The organism is Paenibacillus sp. FJAT-27812, assembly GCF_001273905.1.
Taxonomy (GTDB): domain Bacteria; phylum Bacillota; class Bacilli; order Paenibacillales; family Paenibacillaceae; genus Pristimantibacillus.
In genome coordinates this window covers 2,864,276-2,885,057 of sequence record NZ_LIGH01000001.1, presented here as the reverse complement: position 1 = coordinate 2,885,057, position 20,782 = coordinate 2,864,276, and the positions used below count along the sequence as shown (strand labels likewise).

At 48.8% G+C, this 20,782-nt stretch carries 18 protein-coding genes; 5 read left to right on the top strand and 13 right to left on the bottom strand.

Features of this window, described 5'->3' with window-relative positions; genetic code table 11:
- Positions 1-23: 23 nt before the first annotated feature.
- Positions 24-827, bottom strand: coding sequence for an SDR family oxidoreductase (locus ADU23_RS12305; protein ID WP_053377600.1), 804 nt, complete (start codon positions 825-827; stop codon positions 24-26).
- A gap of 204 nt (positions 828-1,031) precedes the next feature.
- Here ADU23_RS12305 and ADU23_RS12300 point away from each other — a divergent pair, with 204 nt between their 5' ends.
- Complete coding sequence (locus ADU23_RS12300; RefSeq protein WP_053374007.1) at positions 1,032-1,892, top strand: AraC family transcriptional regulator; 861 nt, start codon at positions 1,032-1,034, stop codon at positions 1,890-1,892.
- Between the two features lie 229 nt (positions 1,893-2,121).
- Here ADU23_RS12300 and ADU23_RS12295 read toward each other — a convergent pair whose 3' ends face one another.
- From ADU23_RS12295 to ADU23_RS12275, 5 genes are all read right to left on the bottom strand, one after another.
- On the bottom strand, positions 2,122-3,135 hold the full coding sequence (locus ADU23_RS12295; protein ID WP_053374006.1) for a serine hydrolase domain-containing protein: 1,014 nt from the start codon (positions 3,133-3,135) through the stop codon (positions 2,122-2,124).
- 45 nt (positions 3,136-3,180) lie between these two features.
- The gene (locus tag ADU23_RS12290) at positions 3,181-3,978 is read right to left on the bottom strand and encodes a lipid II flippase Amj family protein (protein WP_053374005.1); all 798 of its coding nucleotides are present in this window, start codon (positions 3,976-3,978) and stop codon (positions 3,181-3,183) included.
- A 156-nt stretch (positions 3,979-4,134) separates the two neighbouring features.
- Positions 4,135-4,887, bottom strand: coding sequence for an SDR family NAD(P)-dependent oxidoreductase (locus tag ADU23_RS12285; RefSeq protein WP_053374004.1), 753 nt, complete (start codon positions 4,885-4,887; stop codon positions 4,135-4,137).
- A gap of 69 nt (positions 4,888-4,956) precedes the next feature.
- Positions 4,957-5,844, bottom strand: coding sequence for a TolB family protein (locus ADU23_RS12280; protein ID WP_231637363.1), 888 nt, complete (start codon positions 5,842-5,844; stop codon positions 4,957-4,959).
- Positions 5,845-6,223: 379 nt separating this feature from the next.
- Positions 6,224-7,768 carry an SAM-dependent methyltransferase gene (locus ADU23_RS12275; RefSeq protein WP_053374003.1) on the bottom strand — a complete coding sequence of 515 codons (1,545 nt, stop codon included), beginning with the start codon at positions 7,766-7,768 and terminating at the stop codon, positions 6,224-6,226.
- A 233-nt stretch (positions 7,769-8,001) separates the two neighbouring features.
- Here ADU23_RS12275 and ADU23_RS12270 point away from each other — a divergent pair, with 233 nt between their 5' ends.
- Genes ADU23_RS12270 through ADU23_RS12255 form a run of 4 tightly spaced genes read left to right on the top strand, consistent with a single transcriptional unit; the run spans position 8,002 to position 10,618 of the window.
- On the top strand, positions 8,002-8,928 hold the full coding sequence (locus ADU23_RS12270; RefSeq protein ID WP_053374002.1) for an ABC transporter ATP-binding protein: 927 nt from the start codon (positions 8,002-8,004) through the stop codon (positions 8,926-8,928).
- Complete coding sequence (locus ADU23_RS12265) at positions 8,925-9,671, top strand: ABC transporter permease (protein ID WP_053374001.1); 747 nt, start codon at positions 8,925-8,927, stop codon at positions 9,669-9,671. Before ADU23_RS12270 ends, ADU23_RS12265 begins: the two co-directional genes overlap by 4 nt.
- Before the next feature lie 34 nt (positions 9,672-9,705).
- Entirely contained in the window at positions 9,706-10,302 is a 597-nt protein-coding gene (locus ADU23_RS12260; RefSeq protein ID WP_053374000.1) for a hypothetical protein, read from the top strand.
- Entirely contained in the window at positions 10,295-10,618 is a 324-nt protein-coding gene (locus ADU23_RS12255; protein ID WP_053373999.1) for a winged helix-turn-helix domain-containing protein, read from the top strand. Before ADU23_RS12260 ends, ADU23_RS12255 begins: the two co-directional genes overlap by 8 nt.
- 78 nt (positions 10,619-10,696) lie before the next feature.
- Here the strand turns inward: ADU23_RS12255 and ADU23_RS12250 are convergent, their stop codons facing one another.
- From ADU23_RS12250 to ADU23_RS12220, 7 genes are all read right to left on the bottom strand, one after another.
- The gene (locus ADU23_RS12250) at positions 10,697-12,253 is read right to left on the bottom strand and encodes an ABC-F family ATP-binding cassette domain-containing protein (RefSeq protein ID WP_053373998.1); all 1,557 of its coding nucleotides are present in this window, start codon (positions 12,251-12,253) and stop codon (positions 10,697-10,699) included.
- Positions 12,254-12,396: 143 nt separating this feature from the next.
- Complete coding sequence (locus ADU23_RS12245; protein ID WP_053373997.1) at positions 12,397-12,984, bottom strand: TlpA family protein disulfide reductase; 588 nt, start codon at positions 12,982-12,984, stop codon at positions 12,397-12,399.
- 14 nt (positions 12,985-12,998) lie between these two features.
- A complete protein-coding gene (locus ADU23_RS12240) occupies positions 12,999-13,694 on the bottom strand; it encodes a cytochrome c biogenesis CcdA family protein (protein ID WP_053373996.1) in 696 nt (231 codons plus the stop codon).
- A 93-nt stretch (positions 13,695-13,787) separates the two neighbouring features.
- Complete coding sequence (locus tag ADU23_RS12235; RefSeq protein ID WP_053373995.1) at positions 13,788-17,276, bottom strand: S-layer homology domain-containing protein; 3,489 nt, start codon at positions 17,274-17,276, stop codon at positions 13,788-13,790.
- Between the two features lie 124 nt (positions 17,277-17,400).
- Positions 17,401-18,129: a hypothetical protein gene (locus tag ADU23_RS12230; RefSeq protein WP_053373994.1), complete on the bottom strand. Its 729-nt coding sequence runs from the start codon at positions 18,127-18,129 to the stop codon at positions 17,401-17,403.
- Positions 18,130-18,836: 707 nt separating this feature from the next.
- The gene (locus ADU23_RS12225) at positions 18,837-19,691 is read right to left on the bottom strand and encodes a sugar phosphate isomerase/epimerase family protein (protein WP_053373993.1); all 855 of its coding nucleotides are present in this window, start codon (positions 19,689-19,691) and stop codon (positions 18,837-18,839) included.
- Between the two features lie 40 nt (positions 19,692-19,731).
- Complete coding sequence (locus tag ADU23_RS12220; RefSeq protein WP_053373992.1) at positions 19,732-20,769, bottom strand: zinc-dependent alcohol dehydrogenase family protein; 1,038 nt, start codon at positions 20,767-20,769, stop codon at positions 19,732-19,734.
- Between the last annotated feature and the right edge of the window lie 13 nt (positions 20,770-20,782).

The following is a 20,782-nucleotide window of genomic DNA, read 5'->3' as shown; positions in this document are numbered from 1 at the left end:
GCTCTCCCTTATTTTTGTTTCGTTTAGTAGCCTAGCGAGGCGCCGCCTTCTACCGGCAGCGCTACTCCCGTGATAAAGGCCGCTTGCTGCGAAGCCAAGTACAATACGGTTTGCGCAATCTCCTCAGAGGTGGCCGGGCGGCCAAGCGGATGCATCGCATTTAGCGCTTGGATCGTCTCCGCAGGATCCGGCTGCTGCCTAGTCCATTCTTCCAATAAAGGCGTCATGACGCCCGCCGGGCACACGCAGTTGACCCTAACGCCATCCGCGGCAAAGTCCAGCGCCAATGATTTGGTCATCGCGATAACCGCCCCTTTGGACGCGGCATAGACCGGATTGTGCCGCTGGCCTACGAGCCCGTTAAGCGAAGCCATATTGACAATCGAGCCTTTTGTCCGCCGCAAATGCGGAACCGCGTGCTTTATCGTCAAATACACGCCCTTCACATTCACCGCAAGCACATGGTCGAACGCCTGCTCTTCGATTTCCTCAAGCGGCTTTGGCAAAATGACCGCCGCGTTATTGAACAGCACGTCGAGTTGGCCAAATGCTTGAAGCGTTTGAGCGATCAGTTTTTCGACCGCATTTTGCTGCGATACATCCGTTTGAATGGCTACCGCTATTGCTTGCGCGCCCGTTTGTGTAAGCCCTTTCACATTTGCGTAGTGTTCATTGAGCTCACGCGCTACACGCTGCCCCTCCGCCTCGTTCCAATCCGCAATAACGACATGCGCGCCTTCACCGGCGAACAGCTTAGCGCTAACCTCGCCGATGCCGGAGCCGCCTCCTGTTATAAGCACAACCTTATCCTTAAATCGCAAGGGCATCCCTCCTTTTAGCTCCATCTTTAACCCCGCTAAGCAATGAAGTTTATGTTATTAAATAATCCGCATTTTAGGTTGATTGTTCTTTCCCTTATTTTTCAGTTATTGTATCATCTATATAGAACCGTGTATTTGATCGGACATCCATAAAGTTGACAATTCATCCGCTAATTTTCCCATTATAATAGAGCAGAAGAGGGATAACGCTTGAGGAGACTGAATGAGCTTACGCCGCATGTCGGGGATTCAATGAACTATCTTTATGACGGCAGCTCCAACGAAAAGCTGCGCGTCTGCAGCGTCTATGCTTTTCATCTATTTACTGACGGACCGGGGCAAATGGAGATCAACGGAAAGCTGTTTCCTATCGACAATCGAACGCTTATTTTTCTTAGGCCGGATGAGCCTCACGCCTTCCATATTTCCTCTGACCATCCGTTGGCATCGCATAACGTCTATTGCGATTTATGGGATCAGCGCGATCCGCTATCCGTAAACCGGACATTTATCTACGCACCGGAACCTTTTGAGCTGAGCAGCATCGCTTTGTCTTTTCCTTGCGAGGAATTGGAGAGCCTGCCGAGCGTTTTTTCCTTGCAGCCCTATCCGGAGTTATATGAAGCCTTCCTGCTGTTAGCTAAGCTTTTTAATGATACGCAGCATTATCGCACGGAAATGGTAAACAGCCTGCTGTACGCATGGATACTCAACTGGTACAACACCATCCATACCCATCAGCCGACGGATTACCGAATCGTCCGTTTGCTCGCTCACCTAAACGCTCAGCCCGAGCAGCGCGAGCCGGTTGAAACCTGGTGGAAGTTCTGCGGTTTGAAACGAACCTACTTCCACGCCTTATTTTTACGCGAGACGGGTCTCACTCCAAAGGCTTACCATCATAAATTGCTGATGAGACGAGCCTCCCATCTCCTGCTGGAGAGCGAGCTCAGCGTAACCGCTATCGCCGAAAGGCTCGGATATCCCTCGATCCATCCGTTCACCCGTCATTTCGGCGCCTTTTACGGCGTCAGCCCCAAGCATTATCGGCTGCAGCCTCAGTCTCGGTAATAACCATTAGTGGATATAAGCACATATCTGCCTGCATTAAGCTCACATACACGCTTAAAGTACTGAATCAAAAAAATAAAGCCAAGGAGATCCAGGTTATCGACCTGTATCCCATGGCTTTTGTTTGTTAACCTGCACTATTTCAGTTGCCCACGCAAATCAGCGTCGACAATAGCCGGAACCATAACATCCATATTAAACGAGTTGCTGCGATAACATCTGCGCTTGTCTAGAAATAGCCCTTCAGCAGGTCATTCGCCAAGTTTCCGAACTGCCTGATATCGCTTAAGTAATCGTATCCGTTAGCGTTGCTTAGCTGATTGTACATTCTGACGACGACCGCGTCGTACTTCGGCACAACAAGGCATGCGCATCCCGTTATCCCAAGTATTTGATAAGAACAGCTTGGCAGCCTCTCGCCCAGTTGGTTGAGATCAGTGTCGCTTTGCAGCCACCAAATAAAACCGTTTCGCGGCAGGTGGGACGGCACGCCGCTTGGCGTCTGAAGTGACGTGACGCGTTCAAAAACACGTTGAGGCAGCAATTGCTCGCCGTTTATGCGGCCTTGGGCAAGATGCATATAACCCCACATTGCCAAATCTCTTGCACTAACAAACAAGTTGCTTTGGTCACCTGCGTCACTGTCATTTGGCCCGACCCATGTGTCATGGTCCTTGTAATAGTTGTAAATAAGATGCTCATGATTCGCCGTTCTCCAGCCCGTTTCATGAAGCTGATAACCCGCAAACACATGATCTCTCATAAAAGCGCTTAAGGTTCTACCCGATAAGTGTGCGACCAATTGAATGAGCATTGTTATGCCTTCGTTTCTGTAAGCGAAGCTCTCCCCCGCCGGAAAAGCTCTGCCAATCGCTCCGCCTTCCGCTTGTAGACCATGCGTATGCGTGAGCAAATGTCGGAGCGTAACTCCTTCTGCCACAGCTTTATATTCAGTTAAGTAAACGCTAATTTCATCATCAATGCTGGCTATCAGACCTCTTTCCATCAGCAAGCTTATCGCTAGAGCAAGATAGGTTTTGCGGATAGAAGCAACATTAAACTGCGTACGCTCTCCTACAGCCCTCGACTGCTCGAATGATTCATGCCGGCCTGAATACCATTCATTGACGACAGCATTACTTTTAATGATGTACGTGGCTGCTGCCGTGGCACCAATCTCTTTTTGCATGCCATATACATATTCATTGAGTGGTTTAAAATGACCCGTATCTATCTTCAGCATAGCGATACTCTCCTCGTTCGGCTGCCGCTTTCGGTGCACAGAGACCTACAAAACGGATACCAGCCATTTAATCCAGTAGGCGGCTGGCACAAGCAGCACTTGGGCAAGCAGCGTGCCTAATAAGCGCGAAACCATCAATAGGCCAAAAATTTTGTTAAGCGCGTTGATATCTTTTTCGCCTCTAAGCACTTTGTCGGTAATTAAACCAATTTGCGGGTCTATGAGTATGGTCAGCAATATAGTCGCCATCCCATTTATAAGCCCAGAGGCCTGTGAGGCGGAGATTGCATGTTCTTTAGTTAAGGTGGATGCCAATAGAGCAGCCAGCACGCCGATGGTATAAATGGCGGTCACCAAGCTATTCAGAATGACCAGCCTTTTCGGAATGCCGCCGATTCTGAGGCGTGACAGCATCGATAATTTGGGGAATCGCAAATGGTAGCGCACATTTTGCAGCTTTTGGATCGAAACCGAGGTCCGTACCATTTGGGGAATGGAGCCCGCCACTTCAAAATGGGATATGACCCGCTTGGACAATATGACCGCAGACGGAAAAAGCAACAACGCAATAAATGTCCCTACCGTCGAAGCGCCGATAATAATCCGCATCTGATCGACTAGATTAAAGTCCGGGTTCTTTTTGGCAAAATCTATTATTTTACCAGAGAGCGGGCCTTGAACCATATTGGCTGTTCTTGAAATGAGGAGAATGATGCCGGATAAGGATAAGGCAACCGCCAATTTCCCTAAACGAACGCCTGCAGAGCGGAGCGCATAGGTGAGCGTCTCGGAGAGATGAATAATAAAAGTAAAAATGACAACGAGCATGACCTTATCGAGCATATCGCACACCTCATCTCATGGTAACGGCATGTCTATTCTATTACAAATAATGCCATCTAATCAATTAATTTAGTTAGTCTACTATAATCGCGATAAGGAAAAAAAATAGCCTGCTGAGCTTCCTCAGCAGACTATCCCTTTAATTTGGCGCTAGTATTAGATAATGTAAGGGTTCGCTTCCATCTTCTCTGCTTTCGCAATCGCTTCTTCCAAAGTCATGCCGGCAAATGGTTGAGCGTGAAAGAACCGTCCGCTCTTCTGGTCATCTACAAAGGCACCGACTGCAATTCCAGGAATCACGCTTTCCACTGCGCTTGGCGCCTGCGGGCCTCCCAAATCGGTCCTGCACCAGCCCGGATCGGTAATATTAATCATGACGTTGGTTCCTTCCAGCCTTGATGCCAAATCCTTCGTAAATTTATCAAGCGCTGCTTTGCTTGCTGCGTAACCTGCCTGCTCCGGCTCATTCTTAATTCCACTTGTAGTATTAATGACGCGGCCAAAGCCGCGCTCGATCATCTTAGGAATCAGACGATGGCATATCGTAGCAATTGAAATAAAATTAATCCGGAAGCTCATCTCAAAATCTGAAATCGGCGTGTTCCAATAATCCGTCCTATATGCAATTTGCACCGCCGCATTGTTGAAAATAATATCAACAGCCGTCCCCTTACCTTCTATTTCATCCAGCATGGCAACAACCTCTTCGTGGTTAGCGAGCTCTGCTTGCACGCAATATGCCTCTACACCAAGCGCTTTTACTTCCTCTTCCACTTTCTTTGTATGTGCCCTATCTCTGCTATGCAAAATCAAATTGCAGCCTTGCTTAGCCATAAAAATAGCGGTTTGATAACCTACGCCTCTGCTTGCGCCTGTAATAAGCGCCCATCTTCCTGTAACGTCTGCCATGATAAGTTTATACTCTCCTTTTAAACGGCTGTTTGCTTGATTTTGAGCGAACGGCTGAAAGCCCCTCTGCTAGTTTTTTAATTGATAGCTGACAAAAGCCAGCTGCTTGCTATCGGGCGACCATGAATTAACGTTAATGGTGCCTTGGCCTCCGAACAGCTCGGCCAAAGTCCGGTATTGCCCGCCGCTGCTTGCCATCAGCCGAATTTCGACGTTTTTGTTGGCAGGGTGGTCGTTCGGCGCAACGTCGCCTTTGCGATAGGTGATATAAGCGACGGATTCGCCATCCGGGGACAAATGCGGGAACCAGCTGTTGCTCTCGTCATCCGTCATTTGAGTCTGCTCGCTGCCGTCTGCGTTCATTCGCCATACCTGCATCAAGCCCGATCTCGTCGAATTGAACCAAATATGCCGATTGTCCGGCGAGTATTCCGGCCCGTCATCCAGCCCCGGCGTATCCGTTAGCTGCGTCTCGATCCCGCCGTTGACTGAAATGGTATAAATATCGTATTGTCCATTCCGTTCGGCGCAATAGGACAAGGTGCCGCCGTCCGGCGACCAGCCGTGCAGATAGCTTGGCGCAAGCTCCGTAACGAGCACGGGTTGATCACCGCCTGCAAGCGGGAGGATATAAATGCGCGACTGGCCGTCCTCCTGCGTATGATGGCTGACCGCAATTTGCGAATCGTCCGGAGAAAGCACATGGTCATTGTTGCATCTTGTTGCAAAACCTGTGTTGATCACCGTACTCTCGCCGGAGGAGAGGTCAAAGGAGCAGAGCAGCCCTCCGCTGTTATAGATGAGACGTTTGCCGTCTATTGTCCAGTTCGGCGCCTCGATTAAATAATCGAATTCAGCCAGCACCTTCCTATCGCCGGTTACGACATCCACCGTTTCAAGAAAGCTGTTAACGCTGCGGTCAGCGTGCTTGAGAAGCTCCTGCAAGGTCTTCATCATTATCTACCATCCTTTGGGTACCCGTATTTAAACTTCTGTGCGCATCAACCACGTGATTGTGAACGCGTGTTTATAATCGAACAAAAAAATAATGCCATTCACTATCCTGTAGCATCAGGAAACTTTAAACAACCCAGCCCATCGAGTTCACTAAATGCGCCGCATCCTAACCAAGCTTAACTGGCCTCGCCATCTCCGTTACGGGTTTGTTTGTAAACACGTGTTCATAACTTCATCATACCTAATACATGAAATCGCTGTCAATCCTTTTTACAGCAGGACGCTCGCTTTTTCATCAGCCCACATAACGTATGCCGCATAAAAAATGGCATGCCAGGAGTACTCCCTAACACGCCATTTCTTATAATTTAACGATTATTTATCCAAATAGCGCCAGCAGCGCCTTAGCCTCTTCATGCTCCGGCTCAAGCGCTAAAGCGAAGCGCGCAAACTCCGACGCTTCCGCCTCGCTGCCCGTCTCATAGCAGCAGATCGCCATGCTGTAGAGCGTCTCGGCCGTTCCTTCATTGTCCTTCAGTGACCGCTCAATGTAAATTCGCGCATCCTCGTACAATTCCAGCTGATAAAGCAGCATGCCGCAGTCCAGCGCAAGATCATGCTTCTCGTTCATCGGGTAATAGCCATCCCACATTTGATAGATGCCTTGGCGAAGATCCTCTGCTTCCTCATCGCCGGCCTCCGACAGAAGCAGCAGCATGCGCTTCGCGCTTTGAAGGAACAATTGCGAATCGTAGAGGCTTAGCCGCCAAAAGGCGATGATTGGAGACAGCTCCATTTGGTCCAAATGCTCATCAAACCATAGCTTCATGCTGAAAAAATCATCTGGCCCGAACCGGTCGACAAACCGGCGGTAAGCTAGTCGCGTCTGGGCATAGCCAAGCGGATTCTGCAGCATAAGAATGCAGCCTACATTCAAGTTTTTATAATGATGCTCGGTAAAATGGGACAACGCCCCCTTTTGCTCGAAAGCCTTCTCAATCGCATGGTAATTCGCCGTTAAAGAGAAGCTGCCGTGATGAATCAGCTTGGGCGGCTCGGCGAACGCCCAGTTGTCCAAGCGGTGGTCGCCTTTGTCCGCCGTGAGCAGAACAAATCCCTCTTGGGACAACCCGCCAAGCCTCTCTAAGCAATCCATGCCGATCTCCGGGAAAAGAATATGCGAATCCTCAAGCTGCTGCTTATACAGCTCAAGCACCGCCTTGTAGCGATAGGATTCCTCTTCATATTCGGCGGCACGGCGATAATGATATTCGGGAACCATCTTCCCAAGCATGTCCGGCTCAGCCGCCGCTTCATCCTCGGCCATGAGCGGAAAAGAAACTCTGCATTCAAAAATACTGCCTTCATCCACGTAGATCAATTGCTGCGGGATGCTGTCAAAAAAATAATTTGCGACAAGGAGCAATGGCTGCTTCAGGCTTGCCCGGCGTATCGTATCGCCCGATTGGGTCAAATGCAGCTCTGAGTCCTGCACCGCATCAAACTTAGCGAAATCCAGTTTGCCCTGCTGTACGAACGGCTGCAGGCTAGGGTGCTGCTGCCAATATGCCACATTTTTAACCGGCAAATCACTCAAGACATACCGGAATGGCGGAAGCTCGATGCCAGCATAATCGATCAGCTCGGTTAACGCTTTAAGCACATAATAGGCTAAGCGGCCCGAGCCCGCTCCAAGCTCAAGGATCGTAACCGGCTCGCCTGCATTGCCCAGCCTTGCCCTATCCTGAAGGAATCCAAATATGATTTCCGCGTACGCCGTTGCGATCACTGGATTATTCGTGATATATTGCGGCACTTCCTCGTTCTGCCATGCCTCGATGCCCTGTTCTTCAAAATACGCGCGCTGCAGCTCCCAAATAGGCGCTTCACTAAATCGGTAAAGCGGTTGATCGTTATGATTCATTTTAAATAACCTACTTTGCTCTATGTATTAAAAGGATTTAAACAGGCTCCATCAAGTATGCTAGGTCAAAACCGTCCGTTTTAAACCTAGCATCTGTATGCTGCGTTGTCCACACTTAGCATTCTATAACTGCCCATTTGATACCTAAAACAAATATTGACAATTAGATTATTTCAGATTACTCTGAATTACAGAGTTATCTGAAATAATACGTATTCGAGAGGAATGGAGCCATGCAGACCGTGATTCAGTTGGATCAAGTATGCAAGCAGTATGGGACCACAACAGCCGTCGACCATATATCGATGCAGGTAAACAAGGGCGAAATCTTCGTTATCGTAGGACCTAATGGTGCTGGAAAAACAACGTTAATCGAAATACTTGAAGGACTGCGAAATGCAGACAGCGGCATCGCAATGGTATTAGGCAAGGACATCCGCAAGCATTCGCAAGAGATCAAGCAGCGAATCGGCGTGCTGCTGCAATCCACCGCCATGCCGGAGAAAGCCAAAGTTAAAGAAGTGCTGCACATGTTCGGCTCCTTATATAAAAAAACGGCTGATCTAAACGAAATTGCCGCATTCCTTGGACTTGAGGATAAGCAGAATGCTTTCATCAAATCTTTGTCCGGCGGGTGGAAGCAGCGCGTATCGCTTGCGCTCGCATTGATCAATGATCCCGAAATTATTTTTCTCGATGAACCCAGCATGGGTTTGGACCCGAATGCGCGCAGTGAAATGTGGGAGATGATTCACCGGCTGAAGAAGCAAGGCCGGACGATTGTCGTTACGACCCACTACATGGAGGAAGCCGAATACTTGTGCGACCGGATCGCGGTCATCAGCCGCGGGCGGCTGGTCGCTCTTGATACGCCGCGGAAGCTCATTTCCATGCTTGGCGGCACCAAACGCATCAGCTTCAAAAATCCCGGCCATTCAAACGAAAAACATTTCGCAAAGCTGGCACATGTCGCCCACGTCGAATACGGAGCCGATCTCATTAAGCTGCATTCGAGCCATATTGATGAAACGCTAAAGCAGCTGTTCCACTTAGCCTCACAAGAGGATTGGATGGTCAGCGGGCTGCGGCTCGAGGACGCTTCCATGAACGACGTCTTTACCGAGATGACGAATTTGCAAAGCAAGGAGGCTGCGAGATGACTGCCCTAATCCGATTGATCTCTTTCGATTTCCGGTTATATTTGCGCGATTGGCTGACGATATTTTGGATGCTCGTCTATCCGATTCTGATGCTACTTATATTTGGTTCTGTATTCGGCAATCAGCCGGGCGCGATAGAGGGCGCTGCATTCATTGATTCCTATATTCCCGCCTTATGCGCGATGAATGTCATCTCCGTATCTGTATTCACGTTAAATATTAATATGATTACGCAGCGGGAGAGCGGCGTTTTGCGAAGATACCGGGTTAGCCCTATTCGCTCAGGAGCGGTGCTGCTGTCCCATTCCATTCAAGGCGTCATTCTCGTAGTGGCAGGCGCCATCGAAATTATCGTCATTGCCAGCTTAGTGTGGGATATTCAGTTCTCTGTCACTTCGCTGCTCTTGCTCTTTGCTTGTCTATTATTCGGTTGTCTCAGCTTCTTCAGCCTTGGCTTTGCCTTGTCGGGACTTACCCATACGCCAGGCGCTGCGAGCGGTTTAGCGATGGTCGTCTTCTTCCCTTCGCTCTTCCTGTCTGGGATTGCGATGCCAGTCGAAATTTTGCCTACGTTCATGCAGAGAGTAAGCGAATGGCTGCCTCCGACTTATTTCGTGGAGCTTGCCAGAGGGGTATGGCTCGGAGAATCGATCGCTTCGTTCGGACCCCAGATTGCCATTATGGCTGGCTTTGCGGTTGTATGCTGGATACTTGCGTTCTTCCTTTTCAGATGGGAGAAATAAGGCTAGAATGGTTTTAGGTTAAGGAGTGGTTAGATTGAACAAGGATCATGACGTGGCGCATGCCACAGAGTCTCTGCAAGCTTTGCGGGACATCGATTTCATTAAGCAAATCATTACGCGAAACGAGAAGAAAATGGATCAATCGCCGCCCTACTTGTTCATTTGGGGCACATTCCTGATGCTGGGGATGATCGGCATGCAGTTCGACAACGAAACGTGGCCCATGTGGTATTGGCCGATCGCCGCTGTCCTTAGCAGCGTCCTTTCCGCTGTTACCGGCATCAGGCAATCGCGCAACATGCCCAAAAAGCAGGGTGGCACAAACGGCTGGATGTATGGGCTGCCTTTCCTCGTGATGATGGTGGCTGGCTTCTTCATGATGGCAACGGGCATGGTCGAGGCGCAGTATATCCCTTTATTCTGGTTCATGCTCGTAGGCATCCTATATGTTGCCATGGGATCGCTTATGGGAAAAGGACCAGTGATGATCGGGATATGGTTTATTTTGCTCTCCGCTGCGACAAGGCTCTTTTTTCTCGATTATCAGTTTCTGGTTCTAGGACTGCTAGGCGGCGGAAGCCTTGTCTTGGCAGGGGTATTGCTTCAGCGGCGCAGAGGGCGTCATGAGTGACAATTTGCTGGACGCGATCGATGATACGATTCATGCCAAAGCCCGCCTCGGCATAATGAGCCTGCTCATGGTACATGGCGAATGCGACTTCAGCTTTCTCCGCGGCGAACTGGGCCTGACCGAAGGAAACCTCGGCAACCATATCCGTGTGCTAGAGGAGGCAGCCTATATTCAGGTGAATAAGACGTTTGCCGGAAGACGGCCCAAAACGATCTGCTCGCCTACCCAGCTGGGGCAGGACATGTTTCACCAGTATATCGAGGGATTGGAAAAAATCATTCAAATGGCGCGTTCCATGAAAAAAGAAACCGAATAGCGCGAGCAACGCCCGAGCAAAAAAGAAGCCTAGCTGACCATTAAAGGTTAGATAGGCTTCTTTTTACTATCGAACAACTTAGAATACTTTCGTCGTCCAGGTTTCACAGTTCCACGTATCCGTAACGATATCGCGGTAAAATTCCGGTTCGTGGGAAATGAGAAGTATGCTGCCTTTGTACGCCTTAAGCGCGCGTTTCAGCTCATCCTTCGCATCAACGTCCAAGTGGTTCGTCGGCTCGTCGAGTACAAGCAAATTCGTCTCGTTGTTGATCAGCTTGCAGAGACGTACTTTAGCTTTCTCGCCGCCGCTAAGCACCGCGATTTTGCTTTCAATATGCTTCGTCGTAAGCCCGCACTTGGCAAGCGCCGCACGCACCTCGAATTGTGAGTAGGAAGGAAACTCCTTCCACACATCCTCGATACATGTATTGTAATTCGTTTCTTTCATTTCCTGTTGGAAATAGCCGACCTGCTGGTGCTCGCCGCGCTGTACCGTGCCGGAGATCGCCGGAATCTCGCCTAAAATGCTGCGGAGCAGCGTCGTCTTCCCGATTCCATTCGCGCCAACAAGCGCAATCTTCTGGCCGCGCTCCATGCGCAGGTCAAGCGGTCTTGAAAGCGGGCTGTCATAACCAATGACAAGCTCTTTGGTCTCGAAAATAAGCTTGCCGGATGTTCTTCCATCCTTGAAGTTAAACTGCGGCTTCGGCTTTTCCTTCGCAATCTCGATAACATCCATCTTATCGAGCTTCTTCTGCCGGGACATCGCCATGTTTCTCGTCGCGACGCTCGCTTTGTTCCGGGCTACAAAATCCTTAAGATCCGCAATTTCCTGCTGCTGGCGCTTAAAAGCCGATTCCAGCTGCTGCTTCTTCATTTCGTGAACCTGCTGGAAATATTCATAGTCGCCAACATAACGGTTAAGCTCCTGATTCTCCATATGGTAGATCAGGTTAATAACGCTGTTAAGGAAAGGAATGTCATGCGAAATGAGAATAAAGGCATTCTCATATTCCTGCAGGTAACGCTTCAACCATTCGATATGCTGCTCGTCCAAATAGTTGGTAGGCTCATCGAGGAGCAAAATGTCCGGCTTCTCAAGCAAAAGCTTCGCCAGCAGCACCTTCGTCCGCTGCCCGCCGCTCAGATCGTTAACATCCTTGTCCAAGCCGATATCGGTAAGCCCGAGTCCACGGGCTGTCTCTTCGATCTTCGCGTCGATCAAGTAAAAATCCTGATTCGTCAGCGTATCCTGAATCGTGCCAACATCCTCAAGCAGCTGCTCGAGCTCCTCCGGCGACACATCGCCCATGATGCCATACTTATCGTTCATTTCTTGTTCCATATCGAACAGGTACTGAAAAGCCCCTTTCAGCACGTCGCGGATCGTGAACCCTTTGTTTAACACCGCATGCTGGTCGAGATAGCCGACACGCATCCGTTTGGACCATTCAACCTTGCCGTCATCCGGCTGAAGCTTACCCGTTATGATGTTCATGAAAGTGGACTTGCCTTCGCCGTTGGCGCCGATCAGTCCAATGTGCTCGCCTTTAAGCAGGCGGAAGGATACGTCATTAAAGATCGCGCGATCTCCAAAGCCGTGACTTAGTCTTTCTACGTTTAATATGCTCATGAATGACACCTTTTCTTTTGGAATATTCTCGTTACATTATAAACGTTATGGTACCTACAACTCAATGTAGGATTATGGTTTCGCCAAAAAGGCCATCCCAAAAGGCGACAAACCTTCGGAGATGGCCTATTTTCGAATCCAAATTAGGGACTAAGCTCGTTAATCGCCGATTTCATCTCTTCTTCCGTCATGAAGCCTACTTTTTTATGGGCGATGTTGCCCTCTTTATCGACAAACAGGGACACCGGAATCGATCGGACCTGATACGCCTCTGTAACCTGTTTATCCGTATCCAATAAAACACGGAACGAATAGCCGTTATCCTCCTCGATATAGGGCTTTGCCTTCTCTTTATCCTCGCCAACATTAATGGCAAGCACGATCAAGTCCTTGTCTTTATACTGCTGATGGATTTTTTCGATATCCGGCATTTCTTTTTTGCACCATTTGCACCAGGTCGTCCAGAAGTTGATATAAACATTTTTGCCCCGCAAGTCACTAAGCGTAACCTGGTTCCCGTCCATATCCGTTAATGTAAAATCGATCGCTTGCTCCTTTGGCTCGCTCGGCGTTATTGGCTGCTCTGCCTGCTCAACAATGGGCGAATGGCTGGCTTCGGCAGTTGTAAGGCTTGTTGTTGCGGCGTTGCTAAAGCTGTTATTGTTCGTAACGTAGGCCGCAGCCACAACTAGAAGCACGGCTGCGACCGCTAACAGGATGTTTTTTTTCATCGATGTAACCCCTTTTATAAGCTGAAGAAGCTAAAATATGAATTGATCATTTCCAGCTTGTTCGTTAGCACAAGGATGCCCATAACAAGCATGATCACGCCGCTGGCAATGGACACGGCCGGCAAATATTTGGCAAACCTTTTTGAGAAACCCGTTAAATTTCCTACCAGCAACGCGGACAGCATAAAAGGCACGCCCAAGCCTAACGAATAAATGGCAAGCAGCAGCACCCCTTTATCGATCGTTTCCATGCTGCCTGCGTATAAGAGAATGGACGACAGAATGGGACCGATACAAGGCGTCCAGCCGGCCGCAAAAGCCATCCCTAATACAAAGGAGCTTAGATTGCTTTTGCTGGAGCTGCTTGGCATGAATTTCTTCTGTGCATACAGAGCTTTGATCTTGAACAAGCCCAGCATATGAAGAGCAAATAAAATGATGAGAATGCCGCCGATTTGTTTTAGCAGCATGAGATTAGCCGATAACAGTTTACTAACCGAACTAACCGACACGCCTAATACAACAAAAATGAGCGAAAAGCCAACTATAAAAAATAGGGATTTGAGGACTACGCTCCTTTTCGCCGCGACGGTGTTTATTTCGGTCAACGATGAGCCTACCATATAGCTTAGATAGACGGGAATAAGCGGAAGCACGCATGGGGATAAAAAAGAAAGCAATCCTGCTGAAAAGGCTAAAATGAAATCCAACGTATGACTCCTCCAAAAAAGTGATCCGCTTGCGAGAGCAGCGCAAACGGGAAAAATGGGCAGCCATTCGGCCACCCATCTCCATTATTATCGTTATTGCTTCGAAAGCAGGTTATAAAGCACTTGCGCCACTTGCGCTCTTGTGGACACGTCCTTCGGACTTAGCTTCGCGTTGCTTCCCGTAATAATTCCACCCTCTACAAGCGCTTTGAAAGCATCGCTTGCATAGTCCGCGATTTGGCCTGCGTCGCTAAAGCTTGATACGGTTGCGCCCGGTTGCGCTTTTGGAAGCTCGCCCAGCACTTCAAGCGAACGGTACAGAAGCGTGAACAGATCCTGGCGCGTAATTTTGCTGTTTGGCTCGAATTTATTGCCGTCAACGCCTGTTGTAATGCCGAGGCGCTTCGCTGCAGCTAGATAATTCGTGTAATAGGTGTTGCCTGCATCAGCAAAATTGTCCGTTTCCGTCTCATTTGGCGTGATGCCGTAAGCTTTCAATAACAAGACTACAAATTGGCCTCTCGTTACGGTAGCGTTCGGGCTGTAATGATTCTCGTCCGTACCTGTCGTAATGCTTCTTGCCGCAAGGAAGCTAACGGCATCCTTATACCAAGCTGCCGCCGGAATATCGGCAAAGCTTACTTTATTGTAGCCAATGATATATTGAGAGAAGTGCGTAGTCACAAATTCGACTGATCCTGTTGCTGCATTGTATTTGCCGCGAATCGTATCCAGTTCCCCGGAATCCGTCACGTAGTAAACGATAACTGCGTTTTGGTCTTCGCCCGCTTTTAACGTATACGGCACGCTAACCTGTAGAGCGCTGCCGCCAAATGTTGAAATTGGCGTCGTGCCTGCAAATACGGAGAAGTCATAAACCGGTCTATCGCCTAAAGCTTGCTTGCCTTCCTCTGTCAGCTCTACCTTCGAGATGATAATGCTGATGTCGCCCGTTTCAGCTGTTTTGCTGATGCTGCTCACGGCTTGGGCATCAAAGCTTACCGAACCAATGCCATAGTTGACCTTGATTCCGGCTTTGGTGCTGGAAGCTACTTCATTAAACGAGTTTCTTGGAATGCTGAGCTCCACGGATTTCGTTTGGGCTGCAGGTTCAACCTTAAACTCCAGCACAGCTGCTTTGCCCGCTGTTTCAGCTTTTTTCGCTTGCTCAACAAGACTGGTTACAGCAGACGCTGAAGCTTTCGCAACGGTTGCGCCCGTCGTTACATCTGTTGTCGCTGCTACTGTGGTTGTTGGTGCTGTTCCGTCATTTTCTGTGCCGGCTGGAGGAGCCGTCGTCACAGGGCCTGGCGGATTTGGATTGGAACCTGGGCCCGGGCTCGGGCTTGGACTCGGGCTTGGGCTCGGACCTGGTCCCGGATCAAACGCCGGAACGACAACGTCAATCGCCGGGCTTGCGCTGAAGCCTGCTTTAGCCGCATATCTGACATTGTAAGTGCCCGCTGCCAAACCTGTAACCGCCAGGTCCGTTGCAGGCGTATACTCTTTTGTACCGGACAAGCGATACTCAAGCGCCGTTGTTGTACCCGTAATTTGTCCGTTATCATTAGCTGCCGTAGTTGGCGCTACGCCCGCCAAACCAATCGGCGCAACTTGCACTTGTTCGCCAAAAGCTGGAATGACAACCTCAACTTTTGGACTCGGGCGATATCCGTCTTTTGCTGCATACCGTACATCGTAAGTTCCGTATACGAGATTTGTAACGGACGGCTCTGTTGCCGCGATATAATCGACAGCGTCTGCATGCTTATATTCGAGCGCAGTCGTCGTTCCGGTAATTTGTCCATCATTGTTATCGGCTGTTGTTGGAGCAACTCCCTTTAAGCCCGTTGGCGCTGCTTGCTCTTGAATAAACGGCGGAACAACAATTTCTACCGCTTGGCCTGCAAGATACGGTACTTCCGTGAACGGGTACACGCCATCTTTGACAGGAGAAACGGGTCCTTGATAACCTAATTTTGCTGCATATCTCACGCTGTACGTGCCTGGAACGAGATTCGTAATCGCTTCGCCTGCAACAGGGATATATGCGCTGTCAGAACCAGCAAGCTTGTATTCCAGTGCTTTGTTTTTTGTGCCTATGATTTGGCCGTCATCGTTGGAGGCTGATGTAGGGATTACACCTGATAGGCCCGTTGGCGTTGCTTCTACTCTTGTAAAAAGCTTATCCAACGCGTTCGTGTACGTTTCGTGAAATTTGGTTACGATTCCGTTCTTATCCTTATAACCAGGCTGAATCGTATCCCATGAGTACATCAATTCGATATGTCCAAGGATTGGAGCGTTATTTCCTGCAGCATCCTTGTTATCCTTATTGTATTGGAAAAGGAATGGAACCTGCGCTTTGCTTGCAATGACTTCTACGCCGTTTTCATTCGTATATTTGACATTGTTGCTTGCTTTCGCATATTGCGTGCTAATGTTAGTCAGATACTTATTAACCAAATCAACATACAAATTAGCGTAAGGATGATTCGTGTCCCGTACTTGAAGGAAAGTGCCGTTGTGCGGGTCTAGGTTTATATCTTTGGCAGAGATCCCGGCATCCAGCTTGGTGTCCCAGAAATATACCTTATCGATATTGTATTTTTTCGCATATTGATTGATAAACTTGATAGCCGCTCTCGTATTCGGGCACCATGAGCCGCCAAATAGAATGGTATAATTGCCTTCGGTTTCCAAAATCTTGGTCAGTTCGTGATATGTTACACGTTCAAATACGAGTTCGCCATCCGCTTCATCCAAAATCGTTTTGCCTGCGGCATTTTTGTTGAAGGCTGCTTTAATAGCCTCGGAGCTATTAATCGTATCGAATTTTTCGATTCCCTTAAACACATTGCCTACTTCAGCTTTATAAGCATCTACCTTTGCCGCATCCAAAGTGCCATCTGTTAAATAATCATTCCAGACGTTAGGCGACTCTAAGCTGGAAATGATCTTGCCCTTTTCTTCGCCTTGTTTTTTATTGTAGACAAACAAGAATGGAGCCTCGATTTTTTTGGCCGAACCCTGCGCAACTACTGTGCCAGTGGTGTCTTTTTTGGCATAAGTAACCGTATCCGCTAGCGGAAGAACTTCATCGAGGTTCGACAAATAGCGATTAACGAGTTCGACATACGCCTCGCCAAAATCAAAATAGGTTGTTTTGCCGCTAATTTGCTTTGTGATTTCCTTCGTTTGTGTCTGGGCGATTTCAAAATCTTTGCCGTCCAGTCTAGTGTCAAAGTTATAGATCGTTTTGACGCCATACTGCTTTGCTACCTGATTGATAAAGCCAATATTCGCCTGCGTGCGATCGCTCCATGCGCCGCCGAATAGGACAACGTAGGTGCCTTCGCTCTCGAACAAGTTAATGATATCCTCGTAAGTTGCCGTTTGAAGAACATGGCTCTCATCGTTCAAGTGCTCGTATACATCATTAAAATAGTTGTAGTGAGAAGCAGCGCTTGCGCCTGAACCCGCTGAGGCGTTAACCTGAGCCGCTTGGAAGACTGGCAGAACCAGGAAGGCTGCCAGAAGCAGCGCTAACACTCTTTTTGCCGCGTTCGTTTGTGTTTTCATCTTATTCCCTCGTTTTATTATATTTTGTCGTTATTCAGCTTGATGATTATGTATCGGGCTGATGTGCGTGGCACCTCTATCCTCCATGTACACCAACCCTCCAGCAATCGCTCTTAAAAACGGACTAGCACGCTTCTTCTACGACAGGGCAATCTTCTTCACTGGATGACGGAGCTGAAGGCTGAGACTCCGATGATGATGATGAAGACGACGATGACGATGAAGACGATGAAGAAGTTGGCGCTTTAGGCTGAACCGCTTCTTTTTTCACGAAAGTGATTGATTTTTTCTCTTCTTTTGGAGCTGGAGCCGGTTCGCTCTTTTTCTCTTCTGTTTTCGCCGCGGATACCGTTGCTTTTGCTTCTTCCTTGACGGTAGCTGCCGGAGCTTTAGGCTCGCTTGGCACCTTTGTAGCTAATTGTGCTTTAGGCTCGCTCTCTACTTTGGCGGCAGATTCGCTTGCTTTTGGCTTGCTGTCTTCTTTGGTGCCAGCAGCTGCCGTTTTGGAGCTGGCTTCTTCTTTCACCGATGCGGCTTGTGCTTTTGGCTCATTCTCATTAGCTGCATTTTTTTCTACTGCTGCTTCTGCTGCCGGCTCGTTTTCTGCCGGTGCTGCGGCCGTTTTGACAGCAGGCTGATTTTCCTTTTCTTCTACTGCTGTTGTGACAACTTCAGGCGATTTTTCGTCTGCGTTCACCGTTGCAGCCGTGTTCGATTGCTTATTTTCTGTTACAGCAGCGTTTCCATTGGCTGCCGAAACCTCATGGTCCTGTTTAGTGGCAGATAAGGCTGCATAAGTGGAAATTAATATAACTGCGGCTGCAATGCTGAGTGACAAAGTAAGCTTTTTCATAGTAATGGTCATCCTTTCGGTACGTTCTGGTTTTGGTATGAAATCTCGTTTGCAATGCTTTTAATCGTTCGACTTAAAGATACTCTCGCCCGCCTTTGACCCTTCCTCCTTTGATTTTTAGTGCCCGGATAAAAAAAGAAGACCCAACTAGGGCGTAAATATACGCTCCTTGCTGAATCTCTGGTGGACCAGTCGATTTATCATTCTCCGTTATCCATCAAAATGATTTTCCAATTCATTTTGTACGTAGGTTCTATATTATGCTCCCAAAATTACCCTGTCAATAACTAAAAGCATAATTCCCTATCTTTTTTATCGGAATTATTTTTCCGAGACGTGAATGAGCGAAAATAAACACAGAAAATGGAATTATCAGCAAGAAAATTTCCTTTTTCCACCGAATGCTTTACCTCGGCCTAGTCAGAGAGCGATCACCTCTCCGAGGAAGCTTAATTGCTCGAGCATGCAGCCGCCATCTTGAAACTTACGAAGGAGAATCCCGTGCTGCTTGTAATATTGATGGCAGCCTGCGCCTCGACACGATTAACGGGATTAATATTATTGCGCCACGAGGGTCGACTATTCTGATAAACGTTGGCTGAATCTACAGGCACGACGTAGCAGTAAGCAACCGCTCGGAAGACATTACTGCGGAGAATGGAACGAGAAAGGAGCCTGCGCTTGGTAGGCTCCTTTCTCGTTCGCTCTTATTTCTCTTTTTTCCAATCCAGCTCGATCAGCTTCGATTGCAAGTGAGAAATGTTTTGCTTCGCGTACCAGTCCGGATCGGATTGACGCGAGTGAAAGCCAATTTCCGACGTCAAGTAGCCTTTGTAGCCAACTTCCTTCAAAGCGCGCAGCACACCATCAAAATCACAGCGCCCGTGACCTGGCGGAAGTCGTTCGTTGTCAGAAAGATGAATGTGATGCAGCTTGCCAGCCATGCGATACACATAATCGCTTGCCACTTCGTTGCGGTACAAGGCGTGAAATGTATCAAACATCAGCTTTACATTATCTTGGCCGGATTGCTCGCTAAAAAGAAGTGCATCATCTGCGGATTCAACGAGATTGCTGTCTGCCGGCGTTGGTTCGACAACCACGGTAATGCCAAGCTCCTTCGCGTATTGCGCCACTTCAGCAAGCGCTTCTAGGCTATAATCCCATGCTTGCTTCTTCGAGGTACCAAATACAGCCCACCCCGCCAAGTAAATGACCGTAGGACATTCCCAATCATGTGCTAGGCGCAGCACTTCTTTATAATGGTTGATAGTATACGCTCTTTCCTCGGCTATCGGCGAGCTTGGATTGTGGCCCGGGCCGCCACCCGGCGCCGGCAGCATGGATGATACCTGTAAGTTCTCCTTCTTTAGCAGTTGGAAAATATCTTTGCGGCGCTGCGCGGATACATGATCCGGCCAAGCATGCGGACTTGCGCACCCAATTTCAATTCCGTCATAACCAAACGAAGCAAGGCGATGAATGACTTCTTCTAATGGATAGGAAGGCACCCACACCGGAAAGCTGCTGTACACCCATGTATTAAACGATATCCCTTTCACCTTGAACACAACCTCTCGCATTTATTGATAACAGGAATAATTAATCCCAAATAAATACAGCCTTCTCCGTTAATCGTTCATCAAACATCCGAAATGCCGTGGCAGCTTCATCCAGCCTGAACGTATGCGAGACCAACTTCTCGACTGGCAGCTTACGTTCAATAATAAAGCGCGTAATTTCATCGTATTCAAAAATTGGAAAATACCATGAGCCCATCACCGTGATTTGCTTGCGGATAAGCTGAATGCTCGGATTGATCGTCAGCTCTTTGCCTTCACCGATAAAGGCTGCACGGCCATGTGCCCGTAAACTATTCAGTGCCGTGTTCTGAGCATGCGGACTACCTGAGCAATCGATCGCCGCATCCGCGCCGCGGCCGTTTGTGATTTCCATAATGCGTTCCAACACATTTTCTTTTCCGTTAATAATATGATCTGCGCCCAGATCTTTGGCTACTTCAAGACGCTCGTCGAGCATATCTACTGCAATGACGGTTGCACCTAAACCTTTGGCTACCATTACACCCGCCCCGCCCATTGGCCCCATACCAAAAATAACGAGCGTATCTCTGCCATTGATGCTCATGCGCTTCTGAGCATGGTACAGCGTGCCGACCGCATCGGTGGAAACCGCTGCGACGAGAAAACTCATCTCATCAGGAATGCGCATGCAGTTCTCTTCCGGAACAACAACGTAGTCCGCATCGCCGCCATGCGTATCGAAGCCGATACATTTCCATTCCGGACAGAACATCTTATAGCCGCTCTTGCAGTGCTCGCATTCCCCGCAGCCAATCGCGAGGTAAACCGCAACGCGATCGCCAGCCTTGAAGCGAGCAACCCCTTCCCCAACCAGCGTAATTTCGCCTGCCGGCTCATGTCCTGGATGGATGCAGCCGGATTTAGTCGACTCTCCGCCAACAACCGGATCACTGCCATAGTAAAGACTCATGTCGCTGCGGCAAATCGCCGACGCCTTCATTTTAATAAGAACCTCGCCACTGCCCGGAACCGGAATCGGCACTTCTTTCACTTCTACTTGCTTGTCGCCTGGAAATACTACTGCTTTCATTGTCATCTCTATTCCTCCA